18 protein-coding genes are annotated in these 26,341 nt (G+C 71.3%); 15 read left to right on the plus strand and 3 right to left on the minus strand.

Features of this window, described 5'->3' with window-relative positions:
- Nucleotides 1-90: 90 nt before the first annotated feature.
- Genes D7Y04_RS19655 through D7Y04_RS19665 form a run of 3 tightly spaced genes read left to right on the plus strand, consistent with a single transcriptional unit; the run spans nt 91 to nt 8,744 of the window.
- Complete coding sequence (locus tag D7Y04_RS19655; RefSeq protein WP_121760307.1) at nt 91-1,995, plus strand: hypothetical protein; 1,905 nt, start codon at nt 91-93, stop codon at nt 1,993-1,995.
- A gap of 8 nt (nt 1,996-2,003) precedes the next feature.
- Nucleotides 2,004-5,624 (plus strand): flagellar motor protein, encoded by a 3,621-nt coding sequence (locus D7Y04_RS19660; protein WP_233601506.1) that lies wholly within the window; start codon nt 2,004-2,006, stop codon nt 5,622-5,624.
- 15 nt (nt 5,625-5,639) lie between these two features.
- Entirely contained in the window at nt 5,640-8,744 is a 3,105-nt protein-coding gene (locus tag D7Y04_RS19665) for a PKD domain-containing protein (RefSeq protein WP_121760308.1), read from the plus strand.
- Here D7Y04_RS19665 and D7Y04_RS19670 read toward each other — a convergent pair.
- On the minus strand, nt 8,728-10,083 hold the full coding sequence (locus D7Y04_RS19670) for a response regulator (protein ID WP_120594427.1): 1,356 nt from the start codon (nt 10,081-10,083) through the stop codon (nt 8,728-8,730). The genes D7Y04_RS19665 and D7Y04_RS19670 overlap by 17 nt on opposite strands.
- Nucleotides 10,084-10,110: 27 nt before the next feature.
- Here D7Y04_RS19670 and D7Y04_RS19675 point away from each other — a divergent pair, with 27 nt between their 5' ends.
- Both D7Y04_RS19675 and D7Y04_RS19680 read left to right on the plus strand, forming a co-directional pair.
- The gene (locus D7Y04_RS19675; RefSeq protein WP_121760309.1) at nt 10,111-10,500 is read left to right on the plus strand and encodes a VOC family protein; all 390 of its coding nucleotides are present in this window, start codon (nt 10,111-10,113) and stop codon (nt 10,498-10,500) included.
- A gap of 59 nt (nt 10,501-10,559) precedes the next feature.
- Nucleotides 10,560-12,140, plus strand: coding sequence for a general secretion pathway protein GspE (locus tag D7Y04_RS19680; RefSeq protein ID WP_120594429.1), 1,581 nt, complete (start codon nt 10,560-10,562; stop codon nt 12,138-12,140).
- 1 nt (nt 12,141) lies between these two features.
- On the opposite strand, the gene D7Y04_RS19685 is transcribed toward D7Y04_RS19680, so the two are convergent.
- Nucleotides 12,142-13,101, minus strand: a complete 960-nt coding sequence (locus D7Y04_RS19685) for an alpha/beta fold hydrolase (RefSeq protein WP_121760310.1) — start codon at nt 13,099-13,101, stop codon at nt 12,142-12,144.
- A 435-nt stretch (nt 13,102-13,536) separates the two neighbouring features.
- Between D7Y04_RS19685 and D7Y04_RS19690 the strand changes: the two genes are divergently transcribed.
- Nucleotides 13,537-14,367 carry a hypothetical protein gene (locus tag D7Y04_RS19690; RefSeq protein ID WP_121760311.1) on the plus strand — a complete coding sequence of 277 codons (831 nt, stop codon included), beginning with the start codon at nt 13,537-13,539 and terminating at the stop codon, nt 14,365-14,367.
- Here the strand turns inward: D7Y04_RS19690 and D7Y04_RS19695 are convergent.
- Nucleotides 14,360-15,280: a serine protease gene (locus tag D7Y04_RS19695; protein ID WP_120594432.1), complete on the minus strand. Its 921-nt coding sequence runs from the start codon at nt 15,278-15,280 to the stop codon at nt 14,360-14,362. The two genes, D7Y04_RS19690 and D7Y04_RS19695, sit on opposite strands and share 8 nt — an antisense overlap.
- 421 nt (nt 15,281-15,701) lie before the next feature.
- Between D7Y04_RS19695 and D7Y04_RS19700 the strand changes: the two genes are divergently transcribed.
- The 9 genes from D7Y04_RS19700 (at nt 15,702) to D7Y04_RS19745 (ending at nt 26,321) form a co-directional block, all read left to right on the plus strand.
- Nucleotides 15,702-16,703 (plus strand): hypothetical protein, encoded by a 1,002-nt coding sequence (locus tag D7Y04_RS19700; RefSeq protein ID WP_147477142.1) that lies wholly within the window; start codon nt 15,702-15,704, stop codon nt 16,701-16,703.
- Nucleotides 16,696-17,427: a PIG-L deacetylase family protein gene (locus D7Y04_RS19705; protein WP_120594434.1), complete on the plus strand. Its 732-nt coding sequence runs from the start codon at nt 16,696-16,698 to the stop codon at nt 17,425-17,427. The genes D7Y04_RS19700 and D7Y04_RS19705 overlap by 8 nt, the downstream gene beginning before the upstream one ends.
- The gene (locus tag D7Y04_RS19710; RefSeq protein WP_121760313.1) at nt 17,424-19,337 is read left to right on the plus strand and encodes a hypothetical protein; all 1,914 of its coding nucleotides are present in this window, start codon (nt 17,424-17,426) and stop codon (nt 19,335-19,337) included. The genes D7Y04_RS19705 and D7Y04_RS19710 overlap by 4 nt, the downstream gene beginning before the upstream one ends.
- A 38-nt stretch (nt 19,338-19,375) precedes the next feature.
- Complete coding sequence (locus D7Y04_RS19715) at nt 19,376-20,479, plus strand: class I SAM-dependent methyltransferase (protein ID WP_120594436.1); 1,104 nt, start codon at nt 19,376-19,378, stop codon at nt 20,477-20,479.
- 171 nt (nt 20,480-20,650) lie between these two features.
- The gene (locus D7Y04_RS19720) at nt 20,651-21,331 is read left to right on the plus strand and encodes a RedB protein (protein WP_147477143.1); all 681 of its coding nucleotides are present in this window, start codon (nt 20,651-20,653) and stop codon (nt 21,329-21,331) included.
- Nucleotides 21,331-22,830: a methyl-accepting chemotaxis protein gene (locus D7Y04_RS19725; RefSeq protein ID WP_121760315.1), complete on the plus strand. Its 1,500-nt coding sequence runs from the start codon at nt 21,331-21,333 to the stop codon at nt 22,828-22,830. Before D7Y04_RS19720 ends, D7Y04_RS19725 begins: the two co-directional genes overlap by 1 nt.
- A gap of 42 nt (nt 22,831-22,872) precedes the next feature.
- Entirely contained in the window at nt 22,873-24,084 is a 1,212-nt protein-coding gene (locus tag D7Y04_RS19730; RefSeq protein ID WP_121760532.1) for a proprotein convertase P-domain-containing protein, read from the plus strand.
- A gap of 98 nt (nt 24,085-24,182) precedes the next feature.
- Nucleotides 24,183-24,611, plus strand: a complete 429-nt coding sequence (locus D7Y04_RS19735; protein WP_120594439.1) for a MauE/DoxX family redox-associated membrane protein — start codon at nt 24,183-24,185, stop codon at nt 24,609-24,611.
- A gap of 186 nt (nt 24,612-24,797) precedes the next feature.
- Nucleotides 24,798-26,321, plus strand: a complete 1,524-nt coding sequence (locus tag D7Y04_RS19745) for a hypothetical protein (protein ID WP_147477144.1) — start codon at nt 24,798-24,800, stop codon at nt 26,319-26,321.
- The last annotated feature ends 20 nt before the right edge of the window (nt 26,322-26,341 follow it).

Consider the following 26,341-nt stretch of genomic DNA (forward strand, 5'->3'; position numbering starts at 1 on the left):
CTCTCCGCAGCCAGCGGCAGCAAAGTGGTGCAGTCCCGGCGGAGGGCCTTGTAGAGTCGGGAAGCCCTGGAACGTCTCCTGCTCTCCGCGATGGTCTTGCTTTGTGCCCCGGTCTGGGCGGCTTCGCTGGAGCTGCTCGGTCCGGACGTGCCCGTGCCTCCAGAGGGCTTCACGGTCGCGGTGGTGCGCCGGGACGCAGGGGGCCGTCTGGTGGCGTTCACCCCGTCGTCTGTGACGGCGGAGGGCGCGGAGCTCAAGCCCGGACCGGACGCGCCACCGCTGCGCACCTGGGTCGTGGTGCCGAAGGCCCAGGCGCGCGAGGTGGTGGTGCGCGTGAAGGGGGACGGCGAGGAGGCCCAGGCCCGCTATGACGTGGGGCCGCCAGCGAGCCACATGGCGTTGTCGCTGGAACCCGCGCTGCCAGTGAAGGGGCGCGACACGGAGGCGACGCTCACCGTGAAGCGCCTGCGGCCGGACGGGACGCCAGATGACAGCGGCGCGCCGCCGGTACTGCGCGCGAGCACCGGGCAGTTGGAGGGGCTCAAGCACACCGGGCCGGGCACGTACACCGCTCGCTATGTGCTGCCTCCGACGCGACTGCCCGAGGCTGCCATCCTCGTTGCGCTATCCGCGTGGCCGCATCCACAGTCGGTGCATGGGGCGTACGGGCGGCTGCTGGTGCCGCTGGCTTCGTCGGTGAATCTGCCCGGCAAGAGCGAACCCGGAGGCCAGGTGTCGTTGGAGGTGGCGGGCAAACGCTTCGGCCCCGTGCCGGTGGATGCACAAGGGCGCTTCGTGCTGCCGCTGGTGGTGCCTCCCGGCTACTCGCTCGCCCGGGGCGAGGTGAAGGACGAATCCGGCCACGTGGAGCGCATCGCCATCGACCTCCAGTTGCCGCCCACGGATGGCCTGGCGTGCGTGCTCAACCCGCAGCGGCTGCCCGCGGATGGCGTGGCTCAGGCCCGGCTGCTGTGCGCGACGAGTGACCCGAAGGGGCAGCCCGTCGCGGATGCGCGCGTCACGGTGAAGGCGAAGCACGGCCGGCTGGATGGGCCCGTGCGCGACGCGAACGGCATGCTGGAGTGGCGCTACACGGCGCCGCGCACGCTCGCGGCGGATGAGCGCATCGAGGCGGCTTGGCCTCAGCGGGGCCCGGGATCGCGCGAGTCGCTGCCGATGCAGCTGGTGCAAGGCGCGGTGCGCGACGTGACGGTGTCGCTGTCCGAGCCGGTGGTGCACGTGGGGTCGGTGGCGCGGGTGGTGGTGGCGGCGCGGGACGCGGCCGGGCAGCCCCGGCCGGAGGCGAAGGTGGTGCTGACCCCGGCCGAGTGGACCGCGGGGCCGTCGGTGGAGTCCCCTCCGGGCACGTTCACGGTCCCGTGGACCGTGCCGGAGAACGGGTATCAAGTGAACGCGGACGTGACGGTGCGCGCGTACGGTCCGCTCGGGACGGAGCCCGCGCGGATCGCGGTGTGGCGGCAGGACACGGAACTCGTCGCGGGCGTGGTGGACCTGGCGGGCTGGCCGGTGCCCCGTCAGCCGCTGCGGGTGAACGGCGCGGCGCGGGTGACGGGGGAGGACGGGACGGTGTTCGTGGGCGGGCTGGTGACCGGCAAGGTGCGCGTGTCGCACGACGTGTGGCCGGGGCTCGACGTCACGGTGCACGTGCTGGCCCCCCAGGGGCCGGTGTTCCCGGAGTCCGAGCCGCTGGTGCCCGCGCCTGTCGTGCGGCGGGTGAAGCTGGCGCCGCCGCTGCCGGTCAACGTGCGGGTGCGCGTGGAGGGCCCCCGGGTGACATGCTGGGTGGAGGACACGAGCGGGCAGGTGCTGAAGGACCGCCCGGTGCACGTCGCGCTGTCCGAGGGCGAGCGGGGTGAGCTGTCCGTGCAGGATGGGCTCACGCGCTTCACCGTGCATGGCGCGAAGGGCCCCGTGAGCGTGTCCGTGGCGGACGTGCGCACCGGTGTGACGGCCGTGGAAGAGGTGCGGCCTTGAGGGCTGGGGTGTCGCCGAGGGCCTTGGTTCCGGGTACCGCCGCGGGCTTCCTGCTCGCGCTGCTCCTGCTGTCGTCCGTGGCGTCCGCTCAGTCGCTGTCGTCGGACCTGCCGACGCAGGCGTCGACCATCGCCGGGCGCGTCTGCGTGGACGTGGACGGAGACGGGCTCTGTGGGCCCGACGAACCCGGGCTCGCGGACGTGCGCCTGGTGCTGGCCACCGGCCGCGAGGTGCGCACCGATGCCTTCGGCCGCTACCACCTCACCGGCGTGGACTCGCGCGTGCCGGACCTCATCGGCGGCCCGCACCTTCGCCCCGGCCGCCATGCGCTGAAGGTGGATCCGCGCAGCCTGCCGACGTCCAGCCAGGTGGTCCCCCGCGTCGCGACCGTGGAGGTGCCCTGGGGCGCCGCTGCCCTCCAGGACTTCGCCGTGCGTCCGCCACCCACGCCCCCGCGCGCGGACCCCACCTCCGAGCAGAGCCGTCCCCCGGAAGCGCGCGCCGCGGACCACGGGAAGCTGCGCTTCCTCATCAGCGGCCAGGCCTCTCCCGGGGACCGGGTCCGCGCGGGCGACGTGGACGCCACCGTGGAGGACTCCGGCGCGTGGCTCGCGACCGTGCTGCTAACGCCGGGCTCGAACGTCGTCGCCATCACCACCACCTCGCCAGGCGGCGCGGTGGAGTTCTCCCAGCAATCCTTCGACGTGGTTCGGCGCGGTGAGCACGGCTGGATCGTCATCCCTCACGCGAAGGAGCGCCTGGGCGCCCTGCGCGGGCTGTCCCCGGACATGCCCCTGCCCACGGGAGACACGTTCCTGCGTTTGGAGGTCGCCCCCGGTACCCAGGTGACGACCCCTGACACCCAACTCTTCGCGGGCCCCGACGGCGAGGTTCGCCTGCCCGTGCGACTCGTCTCGGGACGCAACACCGTCCGCATCTCGATGGCTCCGCCGCAGCGGTCCTGGACCGCCGTGACCGTGACGGTCGAAGCGCGTGCCCAACCCTTCGTCGTGGGACTGCTCGACGTGGAGGCCAGCATCGCGCCGGCCGGCGGTGGCTTCCGGTTGCGGGGACGCGGTGCCGTCCATGGAGAAGTCCAACTGGGGCCCGTGCAGGTGGTGGGCGAGCTGGATCTCACCGACACCGACCTGCGCCAACTGGACGACGCGCCGCTCGCGGACTGGCTGCGTCCCCGGAGGCCCGAGCGCTTCGACCGCTGGCCCGACCCCGACCTCGCTCCGGCGGAGTGGGGCGACAATTCCGTGTCCCTCACGCCCAACCCCGCGGAGGGTCGCCTGCGCCTGGAAGCGCGGCACGAGCAGTACGGCCGCGTGGGCTTCGGCACCTACCGCGCGCTCCTGCAGGACCGCGAGGTGGGCCGCTACCACCGCCCGCTCTTCGGTCCCTACGCGGAGCTGCGCGAACAGCTGGGCCCCGTGAGCGTGGGGCTGGACGCCTTCGCTGGCGGGCTCGTGGACCCCACGCGCGGCCTGGCCGCGACGCCCGCGCACGAGGAGCTGCTGGCCACCGGCGGCAGCCTCTACTACCTGGGCGGCGGCATCGTGGCGGAGGGCTCCGAGCTGGTTCGCGTGGAGGTGCGCGACGGCGTCACCGGCTTGCCGCTGGGCGAACAGCACCTCATCCGGGGCCGCGACTACGAAATCGATTACCTGGCGGGACGCATCCTCCTCGCGCGCCCGCTGTCGTTCCTCATCGGCGCGTCGCTCCTGCGCACGGACTCGCTCACCGAGACGCCGGCGCCGGTGCTCGTCGTGGACTACGCCGTGCTGCACACGGGGGATCCGCGCGACTCGGTGGGCGGCGAAGCCTGGGCGCGCTGGCGCGACTCCACCGTCGCCCTGGCCGCCGTGCGCGAGCGCCGGCTGGGAGCCCCCTTCCAACTCCTGTCGGGGCGGGGACAGACGAAGCTGTGGGGATACTCGCTCCTCGCCGAGGCCGCGAGCAGCCGGGGCATCGCGGTGGAGCCCACCGTCTTCGGCGTGTCGGACGACGGTGGCCTGTCCTTCTCCCGCCCGGTGGGCACGCTGGACGACCACGGTGGCGCGGTGACCCTGCGCGTGAGCGGCCCCGGCGTGCTGGGCCCCGGGAAGGGTGGCTCCGTGGACGCCGCGTGGCGCGAGCGCTCGAGGGGCTTCTCCGATGGCGAGCACCTGGACGCGGCCCGCTTCCGGCAGCTGTCCCTGCGCGCCACGCAGCCCGTGGGCCCGGTGGCGATCACGCTCCTGGGCGACGAGCGGCGCTCGGCGGATCCGCGCCTGCCCTTCGAGGACACGCCCTTCGGTGCCCGCACGCTGGGCGCCGCCGTGGCCTATGAGCGCTTCGACGGAAGCGTGCGCCTGGAGCTGCGCGACAGCTGGCTGCGTGCCACGGAGGTGCCCGGCGAGGGCCCCGCGCTCGAAGGCGGCCGGACGTCCCTGGGCGTATCGGTGTCCCGTGTGCTGACGTCCCGCCTCACCGTGTCCGCGGCGCACCGGCAGCGGCTGCTCGAGCGCGGCGAAGGCCTGGGCCGGATGAACGACACGTTCACCTCCGCGGGCGTGGAGGTGCAACTGGACGACGCGGCCGCCGTGGGCGTGAAGGCCGGTTGGGGCCCGGAGCTGGGCCCCCAGGCGTGGCTGGATGCGCGCGTGCAGCGCGGCCGCGAGACCTACTACGGCGGCTACTCCGTGGACGTGGACGGGCCGGACTTCGGCGCGGGCCGCGCGGTGACGGGCGCTCGCACGGAGGTCGGGGATGGCACCACCTTGTTCGTGGAGGACGTGAGCGCGCACGACGCCATGGCGATGCGGCGGGCGCGCGCCGTGGGCTTCCAGTGGGCGGCGGGACAGAGCGGCTTCAGCGCGGGTGCCCGCTACGAGCGCGGCGTGCGCAGCCCGCTGGACATCCAGAGCGACCTCACGCGCGACGTGGCCAGCGTGTCCGCGCAGTGGTTGCGCGAGCGCTTCCGCGCGGACGTGCGCGCCGAGCTGCGCCATGAAGAGGGCACGCCCGTGCGTGGCGCCTCGGGCACCGTGGACCGCACCCAGGTGGTGCTGGCGCTGGCCGCGGAAGGCCAGTTGATGAAGGACGTGACGGCCTCCGGACGGTTGGACTTCGCGCACACCGCGGGCCAGGAAGGGCTGGAGGCCCGGTTCGCGCAAGGGTTCGCGGCGCTCGTCTGGCGGCCTGGTCCCTGGCTGGTGGTGGCCCGCTACGGCCTCACGCGCGAGCTGTCTCCGGGGGCCCGCTTCGCCTTCGGAGACCGGGTGCTCCAGACGGTGTCGCTGATGCCGGCGGTGCGGCTTGGCGAGCGGCTCTCCGTGGCGTCTGGCCTGCACGTCGGACGCTCCAGCCTGGGCGAGTCCTCGCGCTGGGTATGGACGGGCACGCTGCGGCCCTCGGTGCGGCTGCTGGGTGGACTGGAGGTCGCGGTGGAGGCCGCCCGGCGTACATCGGCGGCGGACGATCAGGGCCTGACGGCGCTCCGGCCAGAGGTCGCTTACCGGCTGGACGAGCGCCTGCGGGTGGCCCTGGGGTACACGGTCCTGGGGTTCAGCGGCTTGGGTCTGGAGGCCGAATCGGAGGATGCTCCGGATCGCCTCTATCTCCGGGCGGAAGTGGCCTGGTAGGCGCCGGGCAGAGGGATGACGAACGTGCGATTCGGGTGGCTCCTCCTGGGACTGGGGTTGTGCGCGGGCGTCGCTCGCGCGGAGTGGACCCACATCGAGACCCAGGGGGGAACCCCGAGGGACGTGACTGTCTTCCGGCCCGGCTTCTTCGCCGTGGCGACCGACGGCCAGTTGTATGTGTCGCGCGACGGCGTCGTGACGACCCTGAACGTGGGCATGGCGGGTAGCTTCCTGCGCGGCACCGCCTGCGTAGTGGGCATCCGTCTGGACGGGACGCTCCAGAGCGTGGGCGGTTGCTCTCAGGCGGATGACGGCAAGCGCCTGTTCCCCGATGACGGCAATGACTACGAGGTGCGCGCCGTGCGCGCCACGGCGGACGGAGGCGTGGGCTACGCCGTCGCCTCCGAGCTGCCCCTGCAGATTCCGCAGTTCCGGACCTCGCTGCTCCCGAAGGAAGGCTCAGCCGAGTGGGGCACCCTGACGCCTCCGGTGACCGGCCTGAGCGCCCTGCCGCAGCTCGCGGTGCTGCCCCCGCAGGCGGACGGGGTTCCGCAGGCGCTGTTCTCCGTGTCCGCGACCAAGGCGAACTTCCTCTGGTACCGGGGCACGGACGTGGTGTCCTACGTCGCCACGGGCATCACGCCTCCCAACTGGGCCCACGGCGTCGCGCTCGTGCCAGGCGTGATGCCAGGCCAGCCGATTGCGTTCTTCGGCAACGACCTGGGCCTGTTCCGGGGGACCCTCGGGGGGGCTGCCTACCCGTTCGCGCCCATCCCGCTGGCTCCCGGCTCGGTCGACGCGCTCGCGCTCGACACGGCGAGCGGCTCCATCGCGGGGACGGGCTTCGGGCTGCTGTTGCTCAAACAAGCGGACGGCAAGGTGGTGGCATACAGCGCGGAGCCAGTGGCTCCGTCCTCGCCCCCGGGCTCGATCTGGAGACAGAACGTGGAGCTGCCCCTGGGCATCACCCAGTCCGCGGTGCAGATGGCCTGCGCGGACGCGTCCTACTGCGTCGCCATCCTCAACGGGCCCGCGCGGAACGTCCTCATCTACGAGAACGTGAGCCCGCCCGACGTGAGCGACCTGCCCGACAGCATCTCCGTGGACGAGGGCAAGACAGAGAACGTGGAGCTCAGGCTGCGCGACCCGGACGGGGATGCCGTGCGGCTGACCGCCACCGTGGAAGCGGGCAGTCCCATCACCGTCGTCCAATCACCGCTCGACTCGCGGGAGGACAGCGGGCTCAAGCTGACGCTCACCGCGCCCTCGGGCAGCTGCGCGCCCCAGACATCGTCCCTCCACGTGGTGGCCTCCGACGGCCTGCGCGCGCACGACACGCCGAAGGAGGTGAAGCTGGTGGTGAACCGCGCCGTCAAGCCTGGCGCGCCCCAGGTGGATGCGGAGGTCAACGACTTCTTCATGGGAGGACCCTCCGCCACCTTCACCGCCACGCGAGGCACCACCGGCTGCGCGCCCGTCAGCTACACATGGACGGAGCCCCCAGGGGCACCCAAGCTCACGACGGCCGCGGGCGTGGCCACGTTCACACCCCCTTCCACCCGGGAGGACCGCTGCAAGCCGGGCACGGCCGCCTTCACCTACGCGGTGACGGCGAACGATGGAACCTGGGACTCCTCGCCCACGACCGTCACGGTGCGGCTCCACCCATGGGGCCCTCCGGATGTCCCGTTTACCGCCCCCTCGCGTGAAGTCTGGACCAAAACGGCTTTCCTTCCCCAGGCGACCCACGTGTGCGGAGGCTCTCCCGGAACGCCAGGACTGCCGCCGGTGTCGACGTTCTGGTCGGTCTTGGAGAAGCCCTCGGCCGCGACGGTGATGGCCTTCCAGGGGAACGACCAGCGTCCCGTGGACCAGGAACCCGTCGAGGGCAACTTCGTGGTGCTTGACGGGGCGACGTGCGTGGAGGCCCTGAAGCTGAAGCTGCGTGCCTTCAACCGCATCACCGTGGAGGGCTTCGTCCTCGACAGCCCCACGGCCGACGTGGAAGTCACGCTGAAGCCGCGCTGGGTGGCCCTGGAATCGATGAAGACCCTGGTGGAACTGGAGCGGGCGGAGGAGCACATGCTGCGCGGCCACGTGTCCTTGACGGGCGTGCCGCCACTCAACTGCACGGGCATGCGTTTCCTCACCACGATGGTGACGCTGGAGGACCGGGACGACCCCAAGAAGGTGTTCGACACGTGGACGGCCACCGGAGGCGGAGGCGCCTTCGCGCTGGACCTGCCCCCCACGTGCGCCAGCGCCAACTACACCGTGCGAGCGCGCGTGCATGAGACCCTGCCCGATGGTGGCGTCATGGCACCGGAGGCGACAAAGGAATTCCTCCGGCCGGCGCGCGAGGTGGTGCTGGGCGAGCTGAGCGGTGAGCTCATCGCCACCTGCGGCGAGGGCGCCCGGGGCACGCTGCGCCAGACGATTCCGGAGGGGGCCTGCTCGGCGGTGAAACTGAAGTGGGACCCTGCCGGTGGACCGGAGCTGGCGCCGCCCGTCACCCAGGATGACTCGGCGTCGCTGGCCACGGTGGACACGCAGCTGGAGTCCCTGGTGGGTGAGTTCGTCACCCTGAAGGTGTCAGCAGAGGGCGAGGGCGCCAGCGGGGCGGCGCGCGAGCACACGGTGCGCATTGGCGCGCGGCCCTTCGTGACGGTGGAGCGGCGCACGGAGACGGGGGAGGGCATCAACTCCGGCCAGGTGGGCGTCACGGTGACGCTGCGCAACGACACCGCCTGCGACGTGAGCTCCATCCGCTACCAGGAGACCGTCACCGGCGCGCAGGTGGTGCCCCAGAGCGTGACGTTGAATGGCCGGCCGATGACGCCGGTGGATGCGTCCGCGCAGCACTTCGCGGTGGATCCGGTGCCGCTGCCCGCGGGCTCGACCGCGAAGCTCACGTACGTGGTGCGCACGGCGCTCCTGGATCCGCCGAAGTTCTCGGGCACTGCGTCGCTGCGCGAGGTCGTGGTGTCGCACACGGAGCCTCCGCCTCCCTCCACGTCGGGCTGCGGCTGCTCCGGCGGAGGCTCGGGCGTGACGGCGTTCGGGTTGGGCGCGCTGGCGTGGGCCGCGCGGCGCCGGCGGGGCGTCAGAGCCCGAAGCTGATGCGCTGGCGGCGGTTGGGCGTCTGCTGACGCTCCTCCAGCACGCCGGACAGCTCCAGGCCGCGCAGGGTGGCCAGGGCCTCGCGCTCGGACAGGTCCGTGAGGGCGAGCAGGTCCTCCACCGTCTTCGTGCCGTCCGCGAACGCGAGCAGCATCGCCTGGGGCCCCGCCAGCTTCAGCTCGTGCAGGCCGTAGGGCGGATCCGCGGTGGGGAACAGGCGGCGTCCGGGCGCCATGCGCTGGCGCAGCGCCACCAGCGTCTCCGTGCGCGTGACGCCCTCCAGGATGAGGTCGCCGGGGAAGAGCGACAGCGGCACCAGGTCCGCGCGCTGCGGCCGCATGGGGCTGAAGCCGTAGCCGCCCTCCGTCCACGCGAAGGTGGACCAGAGGATGTCCTTCACCTGCTCCTCCAGCAGCTGACGGCGCTGCTTGGGGCTCAGCAGGCCGCGCTTGAGCAGGGCGTCACCGGTGCGCAGCGAGTGCTCGCGCGCATAACCCGCGGCCTCCGCGAGCTGCGCCTCCGTGAGCGCGCCCTTGCGCAGGCAGAAGCGGCCGAAGCGCTCCGGGGCCAGGTTGGAGGCGGCGTACACCACGCGGCCCGCCTCGAAGTAGACGACCTTGAGCACCGTGCCCTGGCGCAGCTTCAGCTCGCCGTGGTGGCGCGCTTCGTAATAGGCGTTGAGCAGCCGTGGCACCGACGTGTGCGCCAGGTCTCCGCCGAGCGACCACTCCGGCAACTGACGCCGCTGACGCACGGGCGCGGGCGCGGCCTCCGTCCACACGGCGCCACGCTGCGCGAAGGGCAGGGGCAGTGCCTCCGACACGTCGGCGGGCTCTTCCGAGGGCCCGGAGTCAGTGGGCTCGGAAGGGGAGAGGACGGACTCGAGCGCGGGCTCATCCGCCGCGGGCGTCTCCTGGACCAGCTCCTCCAGGACGAGCAGGTCCACCTCGTCGAGCAGCTCCCCGTGCGTCACGGGCGGCACGCCCGCGGCCTCCTCCAGCGCGTTGATCACGCCGTCCAGTTCGAAGGGCTTCTCGAAGAAGGCGCAGGCGCCGTGGACCTGCGTGGCCTCCTGGGCGAAGCGGTCGCCCTTGTACACACCGCTGACGGCGATGGCGGGGATGCCGTGCGCGCGCAGGGCTCCCAGCACCTCGCTGCCGCGGATGTCCGGCAGCAGCAGGTCCACCAGCGCGGCGTCGAAGCGCGAGTGGGGACCCAGTGCCTCCAGCGCGGATTCACCCGTGAAGACGGTGACCGCCTCATGGCCTCGGGTCTCCGCGACCGTGGCGATGAGGGAGGCGAGTTCCTGGTTGTCCTCCACGATGAGCAGTCGCGCCATGGGCCGGCAGACCCTACCATCAACCCCATGAAGGACGTTCAGGGCTTCCACCACGTGGCGATTCAAGCGAAGGACGTGGAGCGCGTGACGGCGTTCTATCGCGACCTGCTGGGCTTTCCGGAACTCAAGCGCCACCTGCGGGAGGACGGCACCCTGCGGAGCGTCTGGGTAGGCGTCCCCGGGGGCGCCTTCCTGGCCATCGAGGCGGTGGACGGAACTCCAGAGGTGGAGCCGTTCCGCCATCCGGCGCCGGGGCTGCTGATGCTCGTGTTCCGGATTGCCCGCGAGGCTCGGGGTGGGGTGGTGGAGACCTTGGCCCGCGCGGGCGTGCCGCTGGAGCACGAGACGCGCTGGACGCTCTACGTCAGGGACCCGGAGGGCAACCGGGTGGGGCTGAGCCACCATCCAGACGACTAGGGGCGCGTGCCCGGCCGGGTGCTTGCGGAGGGTGACGGGGCATGGCTACAAGCGGCCCCATGCGCCTGGGTGAATTGCTCGTGAAGGACGGCCTCGTGTCGGCGGCGGGGCTGGAGGAGGCGCTGGAGTCCCAGGTGGTCCACGGCGGCCGGCTGGGGACGAACCTGGTGGAGCTGGGTCTCCTGTCCGAGCAGGACCTGTCCAAGGCGCTGGGTAGGCTGCACAACTGCGCCTACGCGTCCGGGGAGATGGTGCCCGACCCGAAGGCCGTGGCGCTGGTGAACCCCAACGATGCGGACGACAAGGAGTACCTGCCCATGCGGGCGGACGCGACGCGGTTGAGCGTCGCGGTGCTGAACCCGCATGACTTCACGACGTTGGACGCCATCGCGTTCAAGACGGGCAAGCGCGTGGTGCCGGTGGTCATCCCCGAGTTCCGGATGAACCAGCTGCTCCGGCGCCACGCGAAGGCGTTCCGGCAGCTGCGAGCCATCGACATGAACGCCGTCCGCCCGAGGCCCGCGAAGGGCGCGGCGGCGGCGGAGCTGGCGAAGGCGGCGGAGCGGCCGCCGGACCTGATGAGCGAGGAGGAGTTCCAGTCCGTCTACGCGCAGGCGCTGCGCGGTGGCTCGGATGCGGAAGCGGACGTGCTGGAGGGGGAGATCATCATCACTGGCGAGGAGGTGGTGGAGTCTCCAGTGGCCACGCCGCCCCAGGGCCGGCCCGCGATGCCGGCGCAGCCGCGTCCCGGAGCGGCCGCGCCGCCGCGAGTCGACATCCCCGCGCACGTCGCTCCGTCCGTCCCCGCGCAGGGAGTGCCCGCGCAGATGGCCCGTGCCGCCGCGAGTCCGGCAGGGCAGGGCGCGGCGAAGCAGGGAGTGCCCGCGCACGTCGCGGGGCAACCCGGAGCAGCACAAGGCGTTCCTGCCCATCTCGCGGGTCAGCCTGGAGCGCAGGGCGTCCCCGCCCAGGCCGCGGCGCAGGTGCGTGGCGGGCCGGGCGCCGCAGGTGTCCCCGCGCATGTGGCTGCCCAGGCGGGTGCGCAGGGTGTCCCCGCGCACGTCGCGGCCCAGGCGAGTGCGACGGGCGCGATGCCGCCGGGCGCCGCCGCGAGCCCACCCGTGGCCGCGAAGCCGGTGGCTCCCCCTCCCACGCCGCTCACGTTCCCGGAGGCCCAGGCGGAGCTTGCGCGCAGCTCGGACCGCGAGGACGTGGCCCGCACGGTGCTCCGCTTCGCCATGGGCAAGTGGCGCCGGTGCCTGCTGCTGTCCGTGCAGGGCAACCTCGTCACCGGCTGGCACGGCATGGGGCAGGGCGTGAGCGACGAAGGGGTCCGCCGCATCGGCGTGCCGCTGCGAGACCAGAGCACCTTCCGCCTCGTGCGCGACCTGCGCTCCCACTACGTCGGTCCAGTGAAGCGCGACGCGGCGATGGGCATGTTCTACCAACTGCTCGGCGGCGGGTTCCCCACCACGGCGGTCATCCTGCCGCTGCTCGTGCGCGGCAAGGTGGTCCACCTGCTCTACGTGGACAACGGAGCGGAGCAGTTCACCCCGCCGGACGTGGGCGAGCTGCTCATCCTCTCCCAGGGCGTGGGCCGTTCGTACGAAGCGATGATGCGGCGTCGCAAGAGCGCGTAGCTCAATCGCCGCCGGTGGACCGTTCGGGTGTGTGCGCCAGCAAGGGCATCGCATCCGGGCGGTCCCACAGGACGAAGTGGCTGCACCCGTCCAGCTCCACCACGTCGAGCCCCGGCTTCGCGCGCCCGGCGCTCTCGCGCATGGACGCGGACTCCAGCACCCGGTCCTTCCCCGGAACGAGCACCGTGCCACGCCGCAGGTTGCCGAACAGGGACGCATCGCGAGCCTGACTCCAGGCTTCGATGTCCCGCAGGTTGGCCATCATCGTCGCCACCCGCTTGGGGTTGAACGGGAAGGCCATGATGAGCTCGCGCTTGCGAGCATTCTCCAGCGGCCCCCATGCGCCCCGGTTGTGCCGCGCGATGGGCGCGAGCCGCCACAGCGGGATGAGGAACGGCAGCAGCCAGAGCTGCGAGGGCGTCAGGCTCCGGTAGGGGCGGGCCTGCGGGAGCACGGGCGCCTCCAGCACGACCTCCACCCGTTCGAACAGGTCCGGCCGCAGCTTCGCGGCCTCCAGGACCACGGCGCCTCCGCGCGAATGTCCATGGACGCGCACGACGTCCGTCCGGGGCAGGTGCTCCAGGGCCTGCACCAGCACCGCGGCGTCATGGGAGATGGTGCCCTCCGGTTCGGCCGGCACCTTCGCCCAGGGGGCGGGTTGCTCGCGAGGGTCGGTGATGGGCAGGTGGTAGTCGCAGCTCGTCAGCAGGATGAGCTGGAGGTCGGGCTCGCGGTAGTGGTGCGTGAAGTAGCGCATGTCCGCCACGAAGCCGTGCATGACGATGACCGTGGCGCGGGGCTGCTCGCAGCGCCGTTCGGCGATGACGGCCTTGCCCACCCGGTAGACGTGTCCGTCGAAGGGCTCGCTACCGCGGGGTGTGCCCACCCGGTGCATCAACCACCAGCGCGCGGTGGGCACCAGCACGGCGGCGCCAGCAAGGACTCCAAGAGCGACGAACATGCATTCACCCGGGACGAAGGGGGACAGGCGCCTGGCGGCGGACGGCCCGTGACACGGCACGTATCATAAGGGACCGTGTCGGCCTCCCGCCGCACTCGCGACGTGGAGCTTGCGTTGACCGACGAGCCGGAAGAGCGCCAGACCTGCCCCCGCTGCGGAGGGGGCTTCGAGGGTTCCACCCTCGAGCGTGGCCTCGTCTTCACACCCTGCCTTCGATGTGACCAGGCCATGGCGGCTGCCTGCTGTGCGCCCATCCCTGGGACGGCGTCTGGATGGCGCGTCCAGATTCCCTGGCGTGGGCCCGAACTGACGCTGAAAGAGGCGGCCTCCCTGCGGCAGATCCTCCCCGTTCACGCGAATGAGTCGATTCAGTGTGTGCGCGACCAATATCGAGGTCTGCCGGGGTGGACGGGGCGGAGACTCTCGCACCCGGAGATGCTCGAGCTCAGTGCGGCGGCGGAGGCCTGTGGGTTCAAGGTGATTGTGGAGGAGGAGGACAAGCACGTTCCCCGGCTGCACCTGCCTCCGCATCCCGCGACGTTCCATGGCGTCGAGCTCAGCCCCTCGTTCTTCGAGAAGGGCGCCCTCGCCACGATCTTCCGCGAAACCCACGGCACCCTGGTGATTGCCAGCGAGAGCCTGCCCCTCCCGGAGTGTGTCCCCATTCCCCAGGAGCGAGGACGCCAGTTCCTCGATGAAGTCGCGAGCCTGGATCCGTTGGGGATGACCGACTCGGACGTCATCGGGATGGATGGAATCAGCCTCTATTTTCGCCTCCGTCATTCAGGCGAAGCGCGCGGCTTCGTCGCGTGGAGCCCGGGCGCCCACCATGCGCCCCGGCATCATGCCCTGGTCCTGGCGCTCTTTCGGCTCGCGACCTCGCTGGCTCGCGAGGCCGGCAGCATCACGTTTCTGGAAGGCATCCACGGCTATCTGGATGCGGGGCTCCCCGTGAAAGTCTTCGAGGAGACGCCGCGCCGAGTTCGTCTCTTCGGAAGGCTGTCGTCGTTGTCGTCCGAGGCCCTGGACTCGCTCTTCGCGGCGACTCCCCCAGAAACACCGCTGTTGATGGATCTGACGGGCTTCGAGGGAATGGGGACGCTGCTCTATCCGCGCTTCGCCCGGTTTCACCAGCGTCCCGGGGGGACGGTGTGGTGGGTCAACCGCATCGCCGCTCGTCAGTTGAAGGAGGCGGGAATCCCCGAGGCGAGCCTCTACACGGACCTGGAGTTGGCGAAGGCAGCCCTTGCCGCGCGCCCTACCTGACGGCGCTGAGGGTTCGGATCTGCGTGTTGATCCACGGGATGTAGTTGGAGACGCGCGTGTAGATGCCGGGCAGCCCTGCCCGCGCGCAGCCCACCCCGAAGCTCACGATGCCCTGGAGCACGTAGCCCTGGGGGCGTTGGACGACGAGCGGCCCGCCGCTGTCGCCCTGGCATGCGTCCTTGCCCCCCTGCTTGTACCCAGCCCCGAGCATGGCGTTTTCGTCGATGTTGATTCCTTGTGACCTGTAGCTGTTGGCGACGTCCTGATGCCTGAGGACGGGGACGCCCACCTGCAGCAGGATGCTTGACGTGTCGTAACCCCCCTCGCGTGTCAGTCCCCAGCCCGCGACCGTCGCCATCGTGTTGTCCGCGACGCGCGCCCCGGAGGAGGGGAGGCAGACAGGGACGCGCGTGTTGCCGCCCGCGAGCGTGGGGGCGAGGTTGGGGCGCATGCCCGAGGACTGGCCGCAAGCCCTGGCGACGGTCGTGTCGAACTTGATGGGCTTGTCGAGCTTGAGGACGGCGATGTCGTTCAGCGTCGTGTCCGGATTGTACTGCGGGTGGTAGACGGCCTTCGTCACCCGGGCTGTCACTTGCGTGGACGTGGGGTTGTACAGGTCATGCGCCCCGGCGACCGCAGTGGCGTTGGCGAGACCGTCATAGACGCAATGGGCCGCGGTGATGACGATGTCGCTCTCCTCCTTGTCGCCCACTCGCACCAGGCTGCCCCCGCAGAAATGGCTGCCGTACTGCTGCAGGCTGACGATCCAGGGGTGGGAGTTCGGCCGGGCCTCGATGCCTCCCACGATCTCCTGGTCCGTGTGACCCACTGTCTCGAAGGGGGCCTGCTCGGCCTCCGGACCACCGCACCCGAGAAGACCGACCGCGACGACGACTCCGCTCATGAAGCGCATGCATTCTCCTGGAACAAGTGCGGAGGGAGACAGCAAGCGACATGCCGCGCTCATGCGCCGTGGTTGTCCGGACGAGACGCGCACCTGGACGCGCGACGGAGCGTCATCTTCGTCGCCGTGTGACACGTCAGCGGAGCTGCATGACGCGTCAGCCGTGCCGGGCGGTGAACCCGCACGCGGCCGGAGCGAGTGATGATCAGACGTCTCGCATGCGGAGGCAGGACAGGAATTAGACGCGAGCCCTGGGCCCCCCGTTCACGGAGCGCGACCCTCGCACGCGTGAGTGACGGCGCGTGTGTGCCGGGCGACCTGGGAGGTGACTGGGTTTGAGAGGCATTGGACCCGGGTCCGGGTCCGGGGGGATCCACGCATGTCAGACGCCACCCGTAACCTGCGACACGTTCCAGCCTGAATCCCACCCATGACGACCCGACATCCCATGCCCGCCACCGCGCCACGGACACCGGCACCGTCCCTGCCACCCAGACCCTTCACCTCCGCGCGGGACGGCCTCGTGCGCCGTCAGCCCCAGCGCTTCGCGGGCATCCGGCCGCTCAAGCTGGAGGACTTCGTGTCCGGGACGCCGCGCCAGCGGGAGTCCTTCGCGCGGCGCCTCGTCACCCAGCTGTCGGAGCGCGGCTTCTTCTACCTGGAGCGCCCCTCGGCCTTCCTGGAGCGCCACGCCCTGGCGGGGCTGTTCGAGCGCTACGAGGCAACCTTCCAGCACGCGCTGCTGGCGCATCCGTACCTGCACGCGCTCCTCCCCGCGGCGACGGTGTTCGAGACGGGCTACAACGCCACCTGGTACCCGGAGTCGCCGGTGGTGCGGCAGCCCATCGAGGCCTTCATGGCCAAGCCCGCGACGTGGACGGTCTTCCGCCGCCGCGTGGTGCCGGAGCCGGTGCGGGAGCTCCTGGAGGCCTCGGAGGACGCGTACGACGCCTGTCACGCCGTGGGCATCGTGCTGCTGGAGGCGCTGGAGCTGGGCTACGGCCTTCGCGCCGGGGGGCTCACGCGGCTGTTCCGCCGCCGCACGGAAGGGGCGGTGCGGTTCGTGAAGTACCACGCGCCCAGCACCGCTCGGCGCAGGCGGGAGGTGGTGGCGCACGCGTCGGAGCCGCACTCGGACAAGAGCTTCTTCACCTTCAACCTGGGCGAGTCCCGGCCGGGGCTGGTGTGGCTGGACGGGAACACGCCGCGCCTCATGCCCAATGACGAAGGGCACTGGCTCATCACCTCCGGCCGCTTCTCCGAAGGGCTCACGCGAGAGCTGGACGCGCCGGTGCGGGCGTTCCGGCACACGGTGCACAACGACGGTGAGCGCGTGGTCATCCTGGGCTTCGTGACGCCCGAGGGCGACCTGCACGACCTGCCGCTGGACGCGTGGCCCGCGCCGCCGCTCGCGGGAGGCGCCCGTGGCTGAGCGCGCGCGCAGTGGAAGGAACGAGGGGCCGGAGCACGTCTTCTTCTCCCCGCATCCGGACGACGTGGCGCTGGGGGCGTACGCGAGCCTGCTCGACGTGCCCCGGGGCATCGTGCCCACGCTCGTCACGGTCTTCTCCCAGAGTTGCTGGGAGTTCGTGCTGCCGGTGGACCCGTCGCGGGCCATGGCGGTGACGTCGCTGCGGATGGGCGAGGACCGGAGATTCGCTCGGGCGCACGGGTTGGACCTGGTGCACCTGGGCTTCCGCGACACGAGCCTGCGCGCGCCACCGGGCGGCCCCGTGGAGTCGGAGGAGGCGCGGTCGGCGCTGGCCTCGCGCGTGCTGCTGGCGCTGGACGAGGTGCTGGCGAGCGTGTCCCAGGACGCGGTCTGCTACGTGCCGCTGGGCATCTCCAGCCACGCGGACCACTTGATGGTGCGCGACGCGGTGCGGGCCCTGCGCGGAGAGCGCAACGTCGTCTACTACGAGGACCTGCCGTACTCCGCGCACCACCCGGAGGACGAAATCGTCGACTACGCGTGGGCGCTCGGGCTGTCGCCCCGGTGCCTGGACGTGACGACGCTGTGGTCCGCGAAGCTGCGCGGACTGTCCTTCTACGCGAGCCAGTTGGAGCCCCAGACGCTGCCCGCGGTGGAGTCGCACGCGCGGCGGCTGGGCGCGGGCCGGGGAATGGCCGAGCGCGTGTGGACGGTGGTGCCATGAGCACGCGGGAGCCCTGGGCGGAGGGGGAGATGCTGGTGCACCTTTCCTATGAGGCCACGCGCACGCTGGGAGGGATGGGAGTGGTGCTGGAGCACCTGCTGTCCGCGCCCGAGTACCGGCAGGCCTTCCCGCGCACGCTGCTGGTGAGCCCCACGGTGCGGCCGTGCGGCCTGGGGAGCTACGCGCCGGAGGAGTCGCTGGCTCGCGACCTGGAGACTCACGGCGAGGTGTTCTACAGCGGCCTGCGCCGGGACAACCCGGAGCGGTGGGCGCGCGTCTTCCGGCCGGTGGAGGAGCAGCACGACGTGTCGTTCGTCTACGGGCGGCGCGACGCTCCGGGCGGTCCGGTGGAGGTGCTGCTCGTGGACCTCACGGACGTGCTCCGGGGCTACCGGGTGAGGATGGGAACGTTGCCGAAGTTCCTCGCGCGGCTGCACACGCTGCTCGGGGTGGACCTCCCGTTCGACTGCCGGGGGCCGCGTCCGGCGGCGTGGCGGGGACTGTCGCGCGTGTGGCGCCAGCGCTTCGGCACGCGGCTGGGCGCGGCGCCCTGGGTCAACCGCCTGTTCCGCAAGGCGGTCCGGCACGGCCTCCTGGACGCACCCGCGTTGGACCACGACGCGATGCTGGCCATCGTGCTCGCGGAGCCTGTCTTCGACGCGCTGGAGCGGCTGCGCCCGAAGGATGGGGCGGGGACGGTCATCCTGGCGCAGGAGCACCTGTCGCTGCCGCTCGCGTACAAGGCGCTGCTCGACGGGCGGCGCTGGTGCCGCACCGTGTACTACGCGGGCGAGGTGCGCACGCCCCGCGTGCTCGTGGAGTACGGCGAGGCAGGGCAGGGCGCGTCCGACGCGCGCTTCTACAACATCCAGCGCCTGGGGCTGGAGCAGGGCAAGACGCTGGACCAGGTGTACCCCGTGAGCACCTGGCCCAACTTCCAAATCCTGCGCAACGGCCACCTGTGCGACCGCGTGGGCGCGGTGAGCGCGTCCGTGGCGGACGAGCTGCGGTTCCTGGATGAACGCTATGCGCTCCAGCCGGTGACGGTGGTGCCCCACGGGCACCGGCCCATCGAGACGGGCTGGGACGCGAAGGAGGCCGCGCGCGCGAAGGTGCTGGCCCATGCGCGCAAGGCGTGGGGGAAGGACTTCCGCCTGCTGCTCACGCACATCGCGCGGGACGAGGTCTGCAAGGGACTCTGGCGCGACGTGGACGTGTGCGAGCACCTGGCCACGTTGCTGCCACCGGAGCGCAAGCCCGCGCTGCTGATGATGGTGACGGAGTGGAACGAGGCGGACCCGTCCGACAACCTGCGCGCCCTGAAGACACGGGTGGACGCGTTCAACGCGAAGGACACGGGCCTGCACATCGCGCTGGTGAACCAGCCCACGTGGCCCGCGGGTCTGGACTTCACGCGGGACGACCTGCACCGCGCCACGGACGTGTCCCTGGGGCAGTCGCTGTATGAGTCCTATGGCCTGGCGCAGCTGGAGGCCCTGGGCTGCGGCGCCATCTGCGTCATCTCTGGGGCCAGCGGCGCCCGGCGTGCGCTGAAGGCGGTGTGCGAGCGGCAGGGGCTGTCGGAGGCGGCGCATCCGAACCTCGTGGTGTCGGACCCGGTGGCGGACGCTCGGGCCGCGGGCCTGGCGCACTCGATGGAGACCTGGAAGGCGCTGCCCGCGAGCGTCCTGCGGGAAGCGGAGCTGCGCACCGCGGAGCGCGTGGCGGAGGAGGTGGTGCGGCGGCTTCCGCGTGACGCGCACGAAGGCCGCCTCCTGCTCGCGACGGGCTGGGCGCTGTCGGAGCGGCTGCACTGGGAGCCGCTCATCCGCGAGCAGTTGCTGCCGCTGCTCCGCTTCCCGAAGGAGGAGGCGCAGGACGTGTCCGACTGGAGCGCGGCCCATGGCTGAGCCCCTGACGGAATCCCTTTCAATGTGGAGTGCGAAGCATGGCTGAGAACGAGCAGGCCCCGGCGCTCATCGTCGTGGCACACCCGGAGGACGTGGTCCGGTTGTTCAGCACGGTGGCGCCGGGGGCGGACGTCGCGGTGGTGACGGAGGACGGGAGCGCGGGCCGGGAGCTGGAGGCCGTGGGCCGGGCCCTGGGCGCGAGGAGCACGCACCTCCTGCTGTCCCCGTCGGAGGTGGGGCCGTGGTGCCGCGAGCAGCGCTCCCGAGGCGACGTCCGCGTCTTCACGCACAGCCCGCAGGAGGACGCCCCTCTGCACCGCGAAGTGGCGCTGCTCGTCAGCCGCGTCTTCGAACGACTGTGGGTCCCCGCCACGGGCGCCCGGCCCACCGCCTGCACGGTGCTGGACGACGCGGCCTTCCAACGGAAGCTGGGCCTGCTCAACGCGCTCTACCGGGAGCGTCCGGACGGAGCCCGCGCGGGCGCCTGCACGGACCCCGTGCGAGACGGGCCCGGCATCGAGGCCTTCGCGGAGGTGCGGGCCGGAGACGTGGTGCGCGCCCTGTCCCTCACGAAGCCGGAGATCTTCTCCGAGCTCGCGGACCCCTGGGGCTTCGCCCAATCCACCTACGAGGGGGAACGCTTCGCCCTCACCGCGAAGGTGCTCGGGACGCTGCGCGACGCGGGCGCGCCCCGCCGCGTGGTGGACGTGGGCGCCTGCGAGGGGCTGATGACCGAGCACCTGCTGACGCTCTTCCCGGAGGCGAACGTCCGCGCCGTGGAGTCCGAGCCCCGCTTCGTCACGCGCCTGCGCGAGCGGCTGGGCAGCCACGCGCGCGTGCGCATCGTGGAGGCCAGCGTGGAGGACGTGGCGCTGGAGGCGGACCTGGTGCTGCTCGCGGAGGTGCTCTACTACCTGTCCGAGGACGCTGGCCACGACCTGTTGAACCGGCTGCGCGCGTCCCACCTGCTCACGTCCTATGGCGGAGGCTTCGGCGCCCAGGTGCACGCCGCGCTCGTCGCGCGCGGTTGGAGGTGCGTCCAGTCCGCGACGCTTCCGGGCCGCATCGAGCCGGTGGACGGCGCCGCGAGCCCGCTGCTCGTGCGCCGTGCAGGGACCGAAATCCGGCTCTGGGAACGGTGATAACAAGAATTCATGGGTAGAAGTCCGGGCTTGCCCGCAAGGAAGGCGGGCTTCTCTCCCGGAAGAGGCTGACGACCGGGCTTGTCGTTTTTCCCGGGCTGGGGAGTGTATGGACTTGGTTGCTTGAATACGCGTTGCCATTGGCACGGGAATTCTTCAGCATGACCATGCATGTCCGCCCCGGTTGTCTCGCAGGGCCCCGCGGATGCCCCGGCCCGGGCGTCCCATGACGAGGGCCTGAAACACAGTGCGCTCCGGCGCCGGGCGCTGCCGTGGTTGGTGGGCGGCTGGCTCGTGGCGAGCGTGTTGGGGCTGGGGCTCATGGGGGCGACGGCGAATGTCGCGGGGCTCGCGGCCACGCCCCCTGTCCGGTTGCCGGAGCGCTTCACCCGGGCGCCGGGCATGTGGACGTTGCTCGTCTTCCTCCATCCGCGGTGCCCGTGTTCCCGCGCGACGCTGTCGGAGCTGGCGAAGCTCCTGGACCGGCACGGCGCGCGGCTCTCCACACACGTGTTCGTCTGGGCGCCGCATGAAGCCCCGCCGGGCTTCGAGCGCTCGGAGCTGTGGACGCGCGCCGGGGCCCTGCCAGGGGTGGAGGTGGTGGCGGACGTGGACGGGCAGGTGGCGCGCGAGCTGGGCGCGCGCACCTCGGGACAGCTGGTCCTCTTCTCGCCGGACGGCGTGGAGCGCTTCGCCGGCGGCATCACCCCCTCGCGGGGCCACGAAGGTGACAGCGCCGGGGGAAGTGCCATCCGGGACCTCCTGGACTCGGAGGTCTCCATCCCCACCACCGCGCCTGTCTTTGGCTGTGCCCTCGAAACACCGCTCACGCCCGCGGGTGACGACACGTGATGAGAATCCAGCTGTCCGAATCGGTCGTGTCCGAGCGTGCGCGCCAGCTGTTCGATGCGCAGTGTCTGTCATTGGGCCGGCGGACGGACCGGACCTTCGTGGTCCTGATGGCGTTGCAGTGGCTGGGCGGCATCGCGGCGGCGGTGTACCTGTCGCCCCGGGCCTGGGAGGGGTTGCAGAGCACGGTCCACTCCCACGTGGTGGCCGCGGTGGGGCTGGGCCTGCTCCTGGGCGGCCTTCCGGTGGTGCTCGCGCTCACGCGGCCCGGCCGCGAGTCCACACGGCACGTCATCGCGGTGGGGCAGGCGCTGATGTCCGGGCTGCTCATCCACCTGATGGGCGGCCGCATCGAGACGCACTTCCACATCTTCGGCTCGCTGGCGCTGCTCTCCATCTACCGGGACTGGAAGGTGCTGCTCACCTTCAGCGGCGTGGTGGCGGCGGACCACCTCCTGCGCGGCCTGCTCTGGCCGGAGTCCATCTTCGGCATGCACGCCCGCGAATCCTGGCGGTGGATGGAGCACACCGCGTGGGTGGCGTTCGAGGACATCTTCCTCATCGCCTCCTGCGTGCAGGGCCGGCGCGACCTCCGGGAGTCCGCGCGGCGCGAGGCGCAGCTGGAGCTGTCCCGGACCGCGGTGGAGGAGCAGGTCGTCCGGCCGCTGATGGGCTCCGCGGACGCGCTGCGCGACTCCGTGCGGACGCTGACGGAGTCCACTGGCGAGCAGCGCCAGGAACTCGCCCGTCAAGCCCGCGCGTTGGAGGAGACGCGGGTGACGGCGGAGGAGATCCGTCAAACTTCGCAGGTCGCCTCGGAGCAGGCAGCCCGGGTGCTGAATGCCACGCAGCAGGCCGGTGACGTGGGCGCGGCGGTGGAGGAGGCCATCGGCCGGAGCGTGGAGGGCCTGGCGGACCTGCGCGCGCAAACGGAGGACCTCTCCGCGCGCATCCAGGGGCTCGCGGCGTACACGGAGCGGATCGCTGGCATCACCCGGACCGTGCAGGACCTGGCGGACCAGTCCAACGTGCTCGCCATCAACGCGGCCATCGAGGCGGCGAGGGCCGGAGAGGTGGGCCGGGGCTTCGCGGTGGTGGCGCGGGAGATCCGGGGCCTGGCCACCCAGTCCGTGACGGCCACGCAGCAGGTGCGCGCGGTGCTGGATGACACGCGCTCCCGAATCCAGGGGGTGGTGGACCTCACCCGCCAGGGCGGCGAGCGCATGGGCCGGGGCATCGAGACCATCCGCGCCTCTGGCGAACGGCTGGGCATGCTGTCCGGGCTGGTGAAGGGCAACGTGGACGCCGTCCGCCAGATTTCGGCGTCGGTGAGCCAGCAGTCGGCGGGCGTGTCACAAATCTTCACCGCCGTGTCGGACCTGACGGCGCTGATGCAGGCCTCGGTGGCCCGCGTGGAGGCCACCCACGCGGCGGCGGACCGCCTCCAGCAGGTCACCGACCAGGTCCACGGCGTCATCGCCCTGTATCAAGAGAGAACCTGAACGGTCACCGACACGCGGCCTTTCTTGGAGTACATGGACGCCATGAACTCCAGACTCCGTCGTTTTCTGTCGTTTTCCTCGGTTCCCCTCCTCCTGAGCTGCGGCGCTGCCGCGGTGTCGGACACGCCGGCCGAAGCGCTGGCGGTCCAGACGCAGGAGCTGGCCACGGGCACGCCCGCGGGCATCGGGGTGGTGATGTTCCTCAACGAGTACGCCCTGACCTTCAACGTGCTGGACACGCAGGTGCCGCTCAACGCGCTGGCGGCGCAGAGCATCATCAACTACCGCTTCGGGCCGGACGGCATCTCGCACACGGCGGATGACAAGCGCTTCGTCTCCATCGAGCAGGTGGACGCGCTGCCCCAGGTGGGGCCCGCGGCGCTGGCGGCGCTGGAGGCGTACGCCCGGGGCACGGGCCGGGTGGAGCTGCCGGTGGACGGCTGGGTGGGCACGTACCAGGGCGTGTCGTTCAACGTGTCGGAGGCGCGCCGGGCGCTGGCGGTGGTGAACACCCAGTCGCTGACGGCATTGCAGTCCACGTACAACGTGCCCTCGGCGGCGGCGAACGCGATGGTGGCGGCGCGGCCCTTCTACGACATCCTGACGCTGGGCCGGCTGCCGGCCGTGAACACGGTGGCGCTCCAGAACCTCAAGGCGGCCACGCAGCTGGGCGAGGAAGGCGACGCGTGCACGGGCGCGGGGACGTGCGGGACGAACCTCCACTGCGAGGGCAAGCCGTATGACGCCTCCAGCCTCTACGGCCGCTGTGTGACGACGCTGGCCATCCCGGGCGACCACGAGTCGTGCTCGCGCTTCGTGCCGTGTCAGGAGGGGCTGGCGTGCCACGGCCTGGACTCCGGCGCGACGGAGGGCTGGTGCCGTCCGGCGTGGATGTCGGGCGAGTTCACGGCGTACGCGGACCTGACGCTGCAGGGCAACACGACGCCGCTGACGGCGACGCAGGCGGTGGTGGGCCTGGCGACGGTGCCGGAGGACATCACGGTGGAGCTGGACCTGGCGCACAACAACCCGTCCAAGCTGGTGCTCACGCTGGAGGATCCGGGCGGTGAGACGGCGCTCCTGTGGGACGGCCCCAACGAGGGAACGCCGCCCAAGCGCATCCCGGTGACGCGCGGCATCCCCCGCGACGGCACCATCAACGGCCTGTGGAAGCTGCACATCGTCAACCCGTCGGGCGTGGGCAACGGCAAGCTGCGCGAGTGGAAGCTGAAGCTCACCAGCCGCTGGGACTGACGCGCATCCTTCGAGTCCATCGAAGAATGATTTGACGCCCGCGAGCCTTGTCCTCGCGGGCGTTCAGAGGGACACGGGAAGCCTCTGGAGGTTTCCCGATGCCCTCGCAGCCTGTCGACAACGCACGCCTCGCGCACGCCCTGGCCCGGGTGGGCCTGGGGATGAACATCGCGCTCCACGGCCTCTTCCGTCTGCCGCAGCTCACGGCGTTCGCGGCGGGCATGCGCGACTCCTTCGACAAGAGCCCGCTGCCGCCCTCGTGGGTGTACGCGGTGAGTCTGGCCATCCCGGTGGCGGAGGCGGTGGTGGGACTCCTGCTTCTCGTGGGCGTGGAGGTGCGGCGGGTGCTCGTGGCGGGGACGCTGCTGATGATGTTGCTCATTGGAGGCGCCTGCTCCGCGCAGAACTGGAACGCGGCGAGCATCCAGATGACCTACCTGGGCTTCTACGTCGTCCTCCTCGCCACCGTGCAATACGACCATTTCTCCGTGGATGCGTGGCGGCGGACCCGCTACGTATTGCGGTGATGGTCTGTGCAACGGAATCGAGACGGTGGCCAGCTGCCTGTCGGACTGCGGCAGCCTGACGTGCGGGGATTACCTCTGCGAGGCCCACGAGATGGGCTGGTGCTTGGACTGCGGCCCCATCTGCACGGGGCCGAACTGCCCGCAGGTGCCGCAGGATCCGTAGCCACGGGGGCAGGCCAAAGAACCATGCAACGCATCCATCGTCGTTACGGGCCCGCCGCGGCCCTGTCGCTGGCGGGATTGCTGGCGTTCGCGGGTTGTGAGCCAGAGGCCCGCGAGCCCGCCGCGGTTCCTCGTGAAACCCCCGCTGCCACCGCGGCTCCACGGGCCCTCGGACTCGGAGGCGACACCTCCTGCATCTGGGGAAGCCCGGACTGCAACCTGTGCAGCCCTGATGTGCCGCTGCGCTTCCAGGAGTTGAGGGATCACGGCGAGGTGCTCGGCTTCCAACCCGGGCCGTTCAACCTCAACGTGGCCTACCCGGGCAGCAATCACTGGCAAGGCATCCAGCGCCTGTCGACCCGCTCGGGTCGCCTCCTCATCTTGTCCAAGCGGGATGACGCCCCCGGGGGCAACGTGGGGCACCTGGTGCACATGGCCACCCGCAACGGAGAGGGTGCTCGCTTCCGCTCCAACCGGCTGAGCCCCTCCATCAAGAAACCCGAGGATACCTCTCCGCCGGGCGCGGACGCCGCGGTGGCGGCGCTGCCAGTGCTGGACGGCTACCGCCACGGCGGCGGCATGCAGGCGGTGGGCAGCATCCTGGCGCTGCCCATGGAGCAGGGGCCCGGTCTGGGGCGCATCGCGCTCTATGATTACAACCCATCCCTGACGCCGAGCCCGTTTGCCTTTGTTCACGGTGAAACGGCGACCGCGGGCACGGCCTCGTTCACGAAGCTGTCGGACGGGCATTTCCTGCTCCTGCTCGGGCAGGTGGACGCGAACACGCTGGAGGTCTTCCGCTCCTCGGAGGCCGACCTCCACTCCGCGACCAACCAGTGGGTGCGCGTCGACACGTGGCGGAAGTCGGAGCTGGCGGACGGGCAGTGGGGCGCCTTCCAGAACCTCAACTTCGTGACGGACTGCAATGACTCACAGCTCTACCTGGTGGGCACACGGCTGGGGGGCCTGCGCTGGGGCGCGGTGAGCGACGACTACGCGCACCTGTACCGGGTGCACCTGGACGGCCACATGCGCCTGGAGCACGTCGCCTCCAAGCACCTGTATTGCAGCAACGATGGCTCACGGCAGTGCAACCTGGACGCCGCCGCGGGTCTCTTCGTGGGGCCCGACCGCGGCCTCATCCTCTACGGCACCGAGCACGCGGATGACGGTCCCGGTTCGACGGTGAAGATGGTGGAGTTCCGCGGCATCTGGGCGGACACCCGCTGCCGCACGGACATCTGGCACGCCTACGTCGACTTCTACGACGACTCCAACTTCAGCGACCGAGGCGTCATCTTCGACTTCGAGGACCAGGGCCTGAAGAACTGGGCGCGCTTCGACGACGTCGACAGGTTCAACGACAAGACCTCGTCGGTCCGCTGGTGCATTCCGCCGGGCTACCGGGTGCGGCTCTACGACGACTCGAATTACAAGGGCAGCTACAGGGACCTCGTGGGCGACGGCACGCTCCACGAAGCCAACCTGAACAGCAAGGCCTGGGGCTTCAACGACAAGGTGTCCTCCGCGCGCTGGCTGAATGAGTGACGGGGAGGGCGGCTGGCGGT

This window comes from Corallococcus sp. AB038B, assembly GCF_003668955.1.
Lineage (GTDB): Bacteria > Myxococcota > Myxococcia > Myxococcales > Myxococcaceae > Corallococcus > Corallococcus exiguus.

Excerpts from the sequence above, each read along its gene's own strand:
- D7Y04_RS19655 (WP_121760307.1), top strand. The coding sequence starts at position 91 with ATGGTCTTGCTTTGTGCCCCGGTCTGGGCGGCTTCGCTGGAGCTGCTC.
- D7Y04_RS19665 (WP_121760308.1), top strand. The coding sequence starts at position 5,640 with ATGACGAACGTGCGATTCGGGTGGCTCCTCCTGGGACTGGGGTTGTGC.
- D7Y04_RS19670 (WP_120594427.1), bottom strand. The coding sequence starts at position 10,083 with ATGGCGCGACTGCTCATCGTGGAGGACAACCAGGAACTCGCCTCCCTC.
- D7Y04_RS19675 (WP_121760309.1), top strand. The coding sequence starts at position 10,111 with ATGAAGGACGTTCAGGGCTTCCACCACGTGGCGATTCAAGCGAAGGAC.
- D7Y04_RS19680 (WP_120594429.1), top strand. The coding sequence starts at position 10,560 with ATGCGCCTGGGTGAATTGCTCGTGAAGGACGGCCTCGTGTCGGCGGCG.
- D7Y04_RS19685 (WP_121760310.1), bottom strand. The coding sequence starts at position 13,101 with ATGTTCGTCGCTCTTGGAGTCCTTGCTGGCGCCGCCGTGCTGGTGCCC.
- D7Y04_RS19690 (WP_121760311.1), top strand. The coding sequence starts at position 13,537 with ATGCTCGAGCTCAGTGCGGCGGCGGAGGCCTGTGGGTTCAAGGTGATT.
- D7Y04_RS19695 (WP_120594432.1), bottom strand. The coding sequence starts at position 15,280 with ATGCGCTTCATGAGCGGAGTCGTCGTCGCGGTCGGTCTTCTCGGGTGC.
- D7Y04_RS19700 (WP_147477142.1), top strand. The coding sequence starts at position 15,702 with ATGACGACCCGACATCCCATGCCCGCCACCGCGCCACGGACACCGGCA.
- D7Y04_RS19710 (WP_121760313.1), top strand. The coding sequence starts at position 17,424 with ATGAGCACGCGGGAGCCCTGGGCGGAGGGGGAGATGCTGGTGCACCTT.
- D7Y04_RS19715 (WP_120594436.1), top strand. The coding sequence starts at position 19,376 with ATGGCTGAGAACGAGCAGGCCCCGGCGCTCATCGTCGTGGCACACCCG.
- D7Y04_RS19720 (WP_147477143.1), top strand. The coding sequence starts at position 20,651 with ATGTCCGCCCCGGTTGTCTCGCAGGGCCCCGCGGATGCCCCGGCCCGG.
- D7Y04_RS19725 (WP_121760315.1), top strand. The coding sequence starts at position 21,331 with ATGAGAATCCAGCTGTCCGAATCGGTCGTGTCCGAGCGTGCGCGCCAG.
- D7Y04_RS19730 (WP_121760532.1), top strand. The coding sequence starts at position 22,873 with ATGAACTCCAGACTCCGTCGTTTTCTGTCGTTTTCCTCGGTTCCCCTC.
- D7Y04_RS19735 (WP_120594439.1), top strand. The coding sequence starts at position 24,183 with ATGCCCTCGCAGCCTGTCGACAACGCACGCCTCGCGCACGCCCTGGCC.
- D7Y04_RS19745 (WP_147477144.1), top strand. The coding sequence starts at position 24,798 with ATGCAACGCATCCATCGTCGTTACGGGCCCGCCGCGGCCCTGTCGCTG.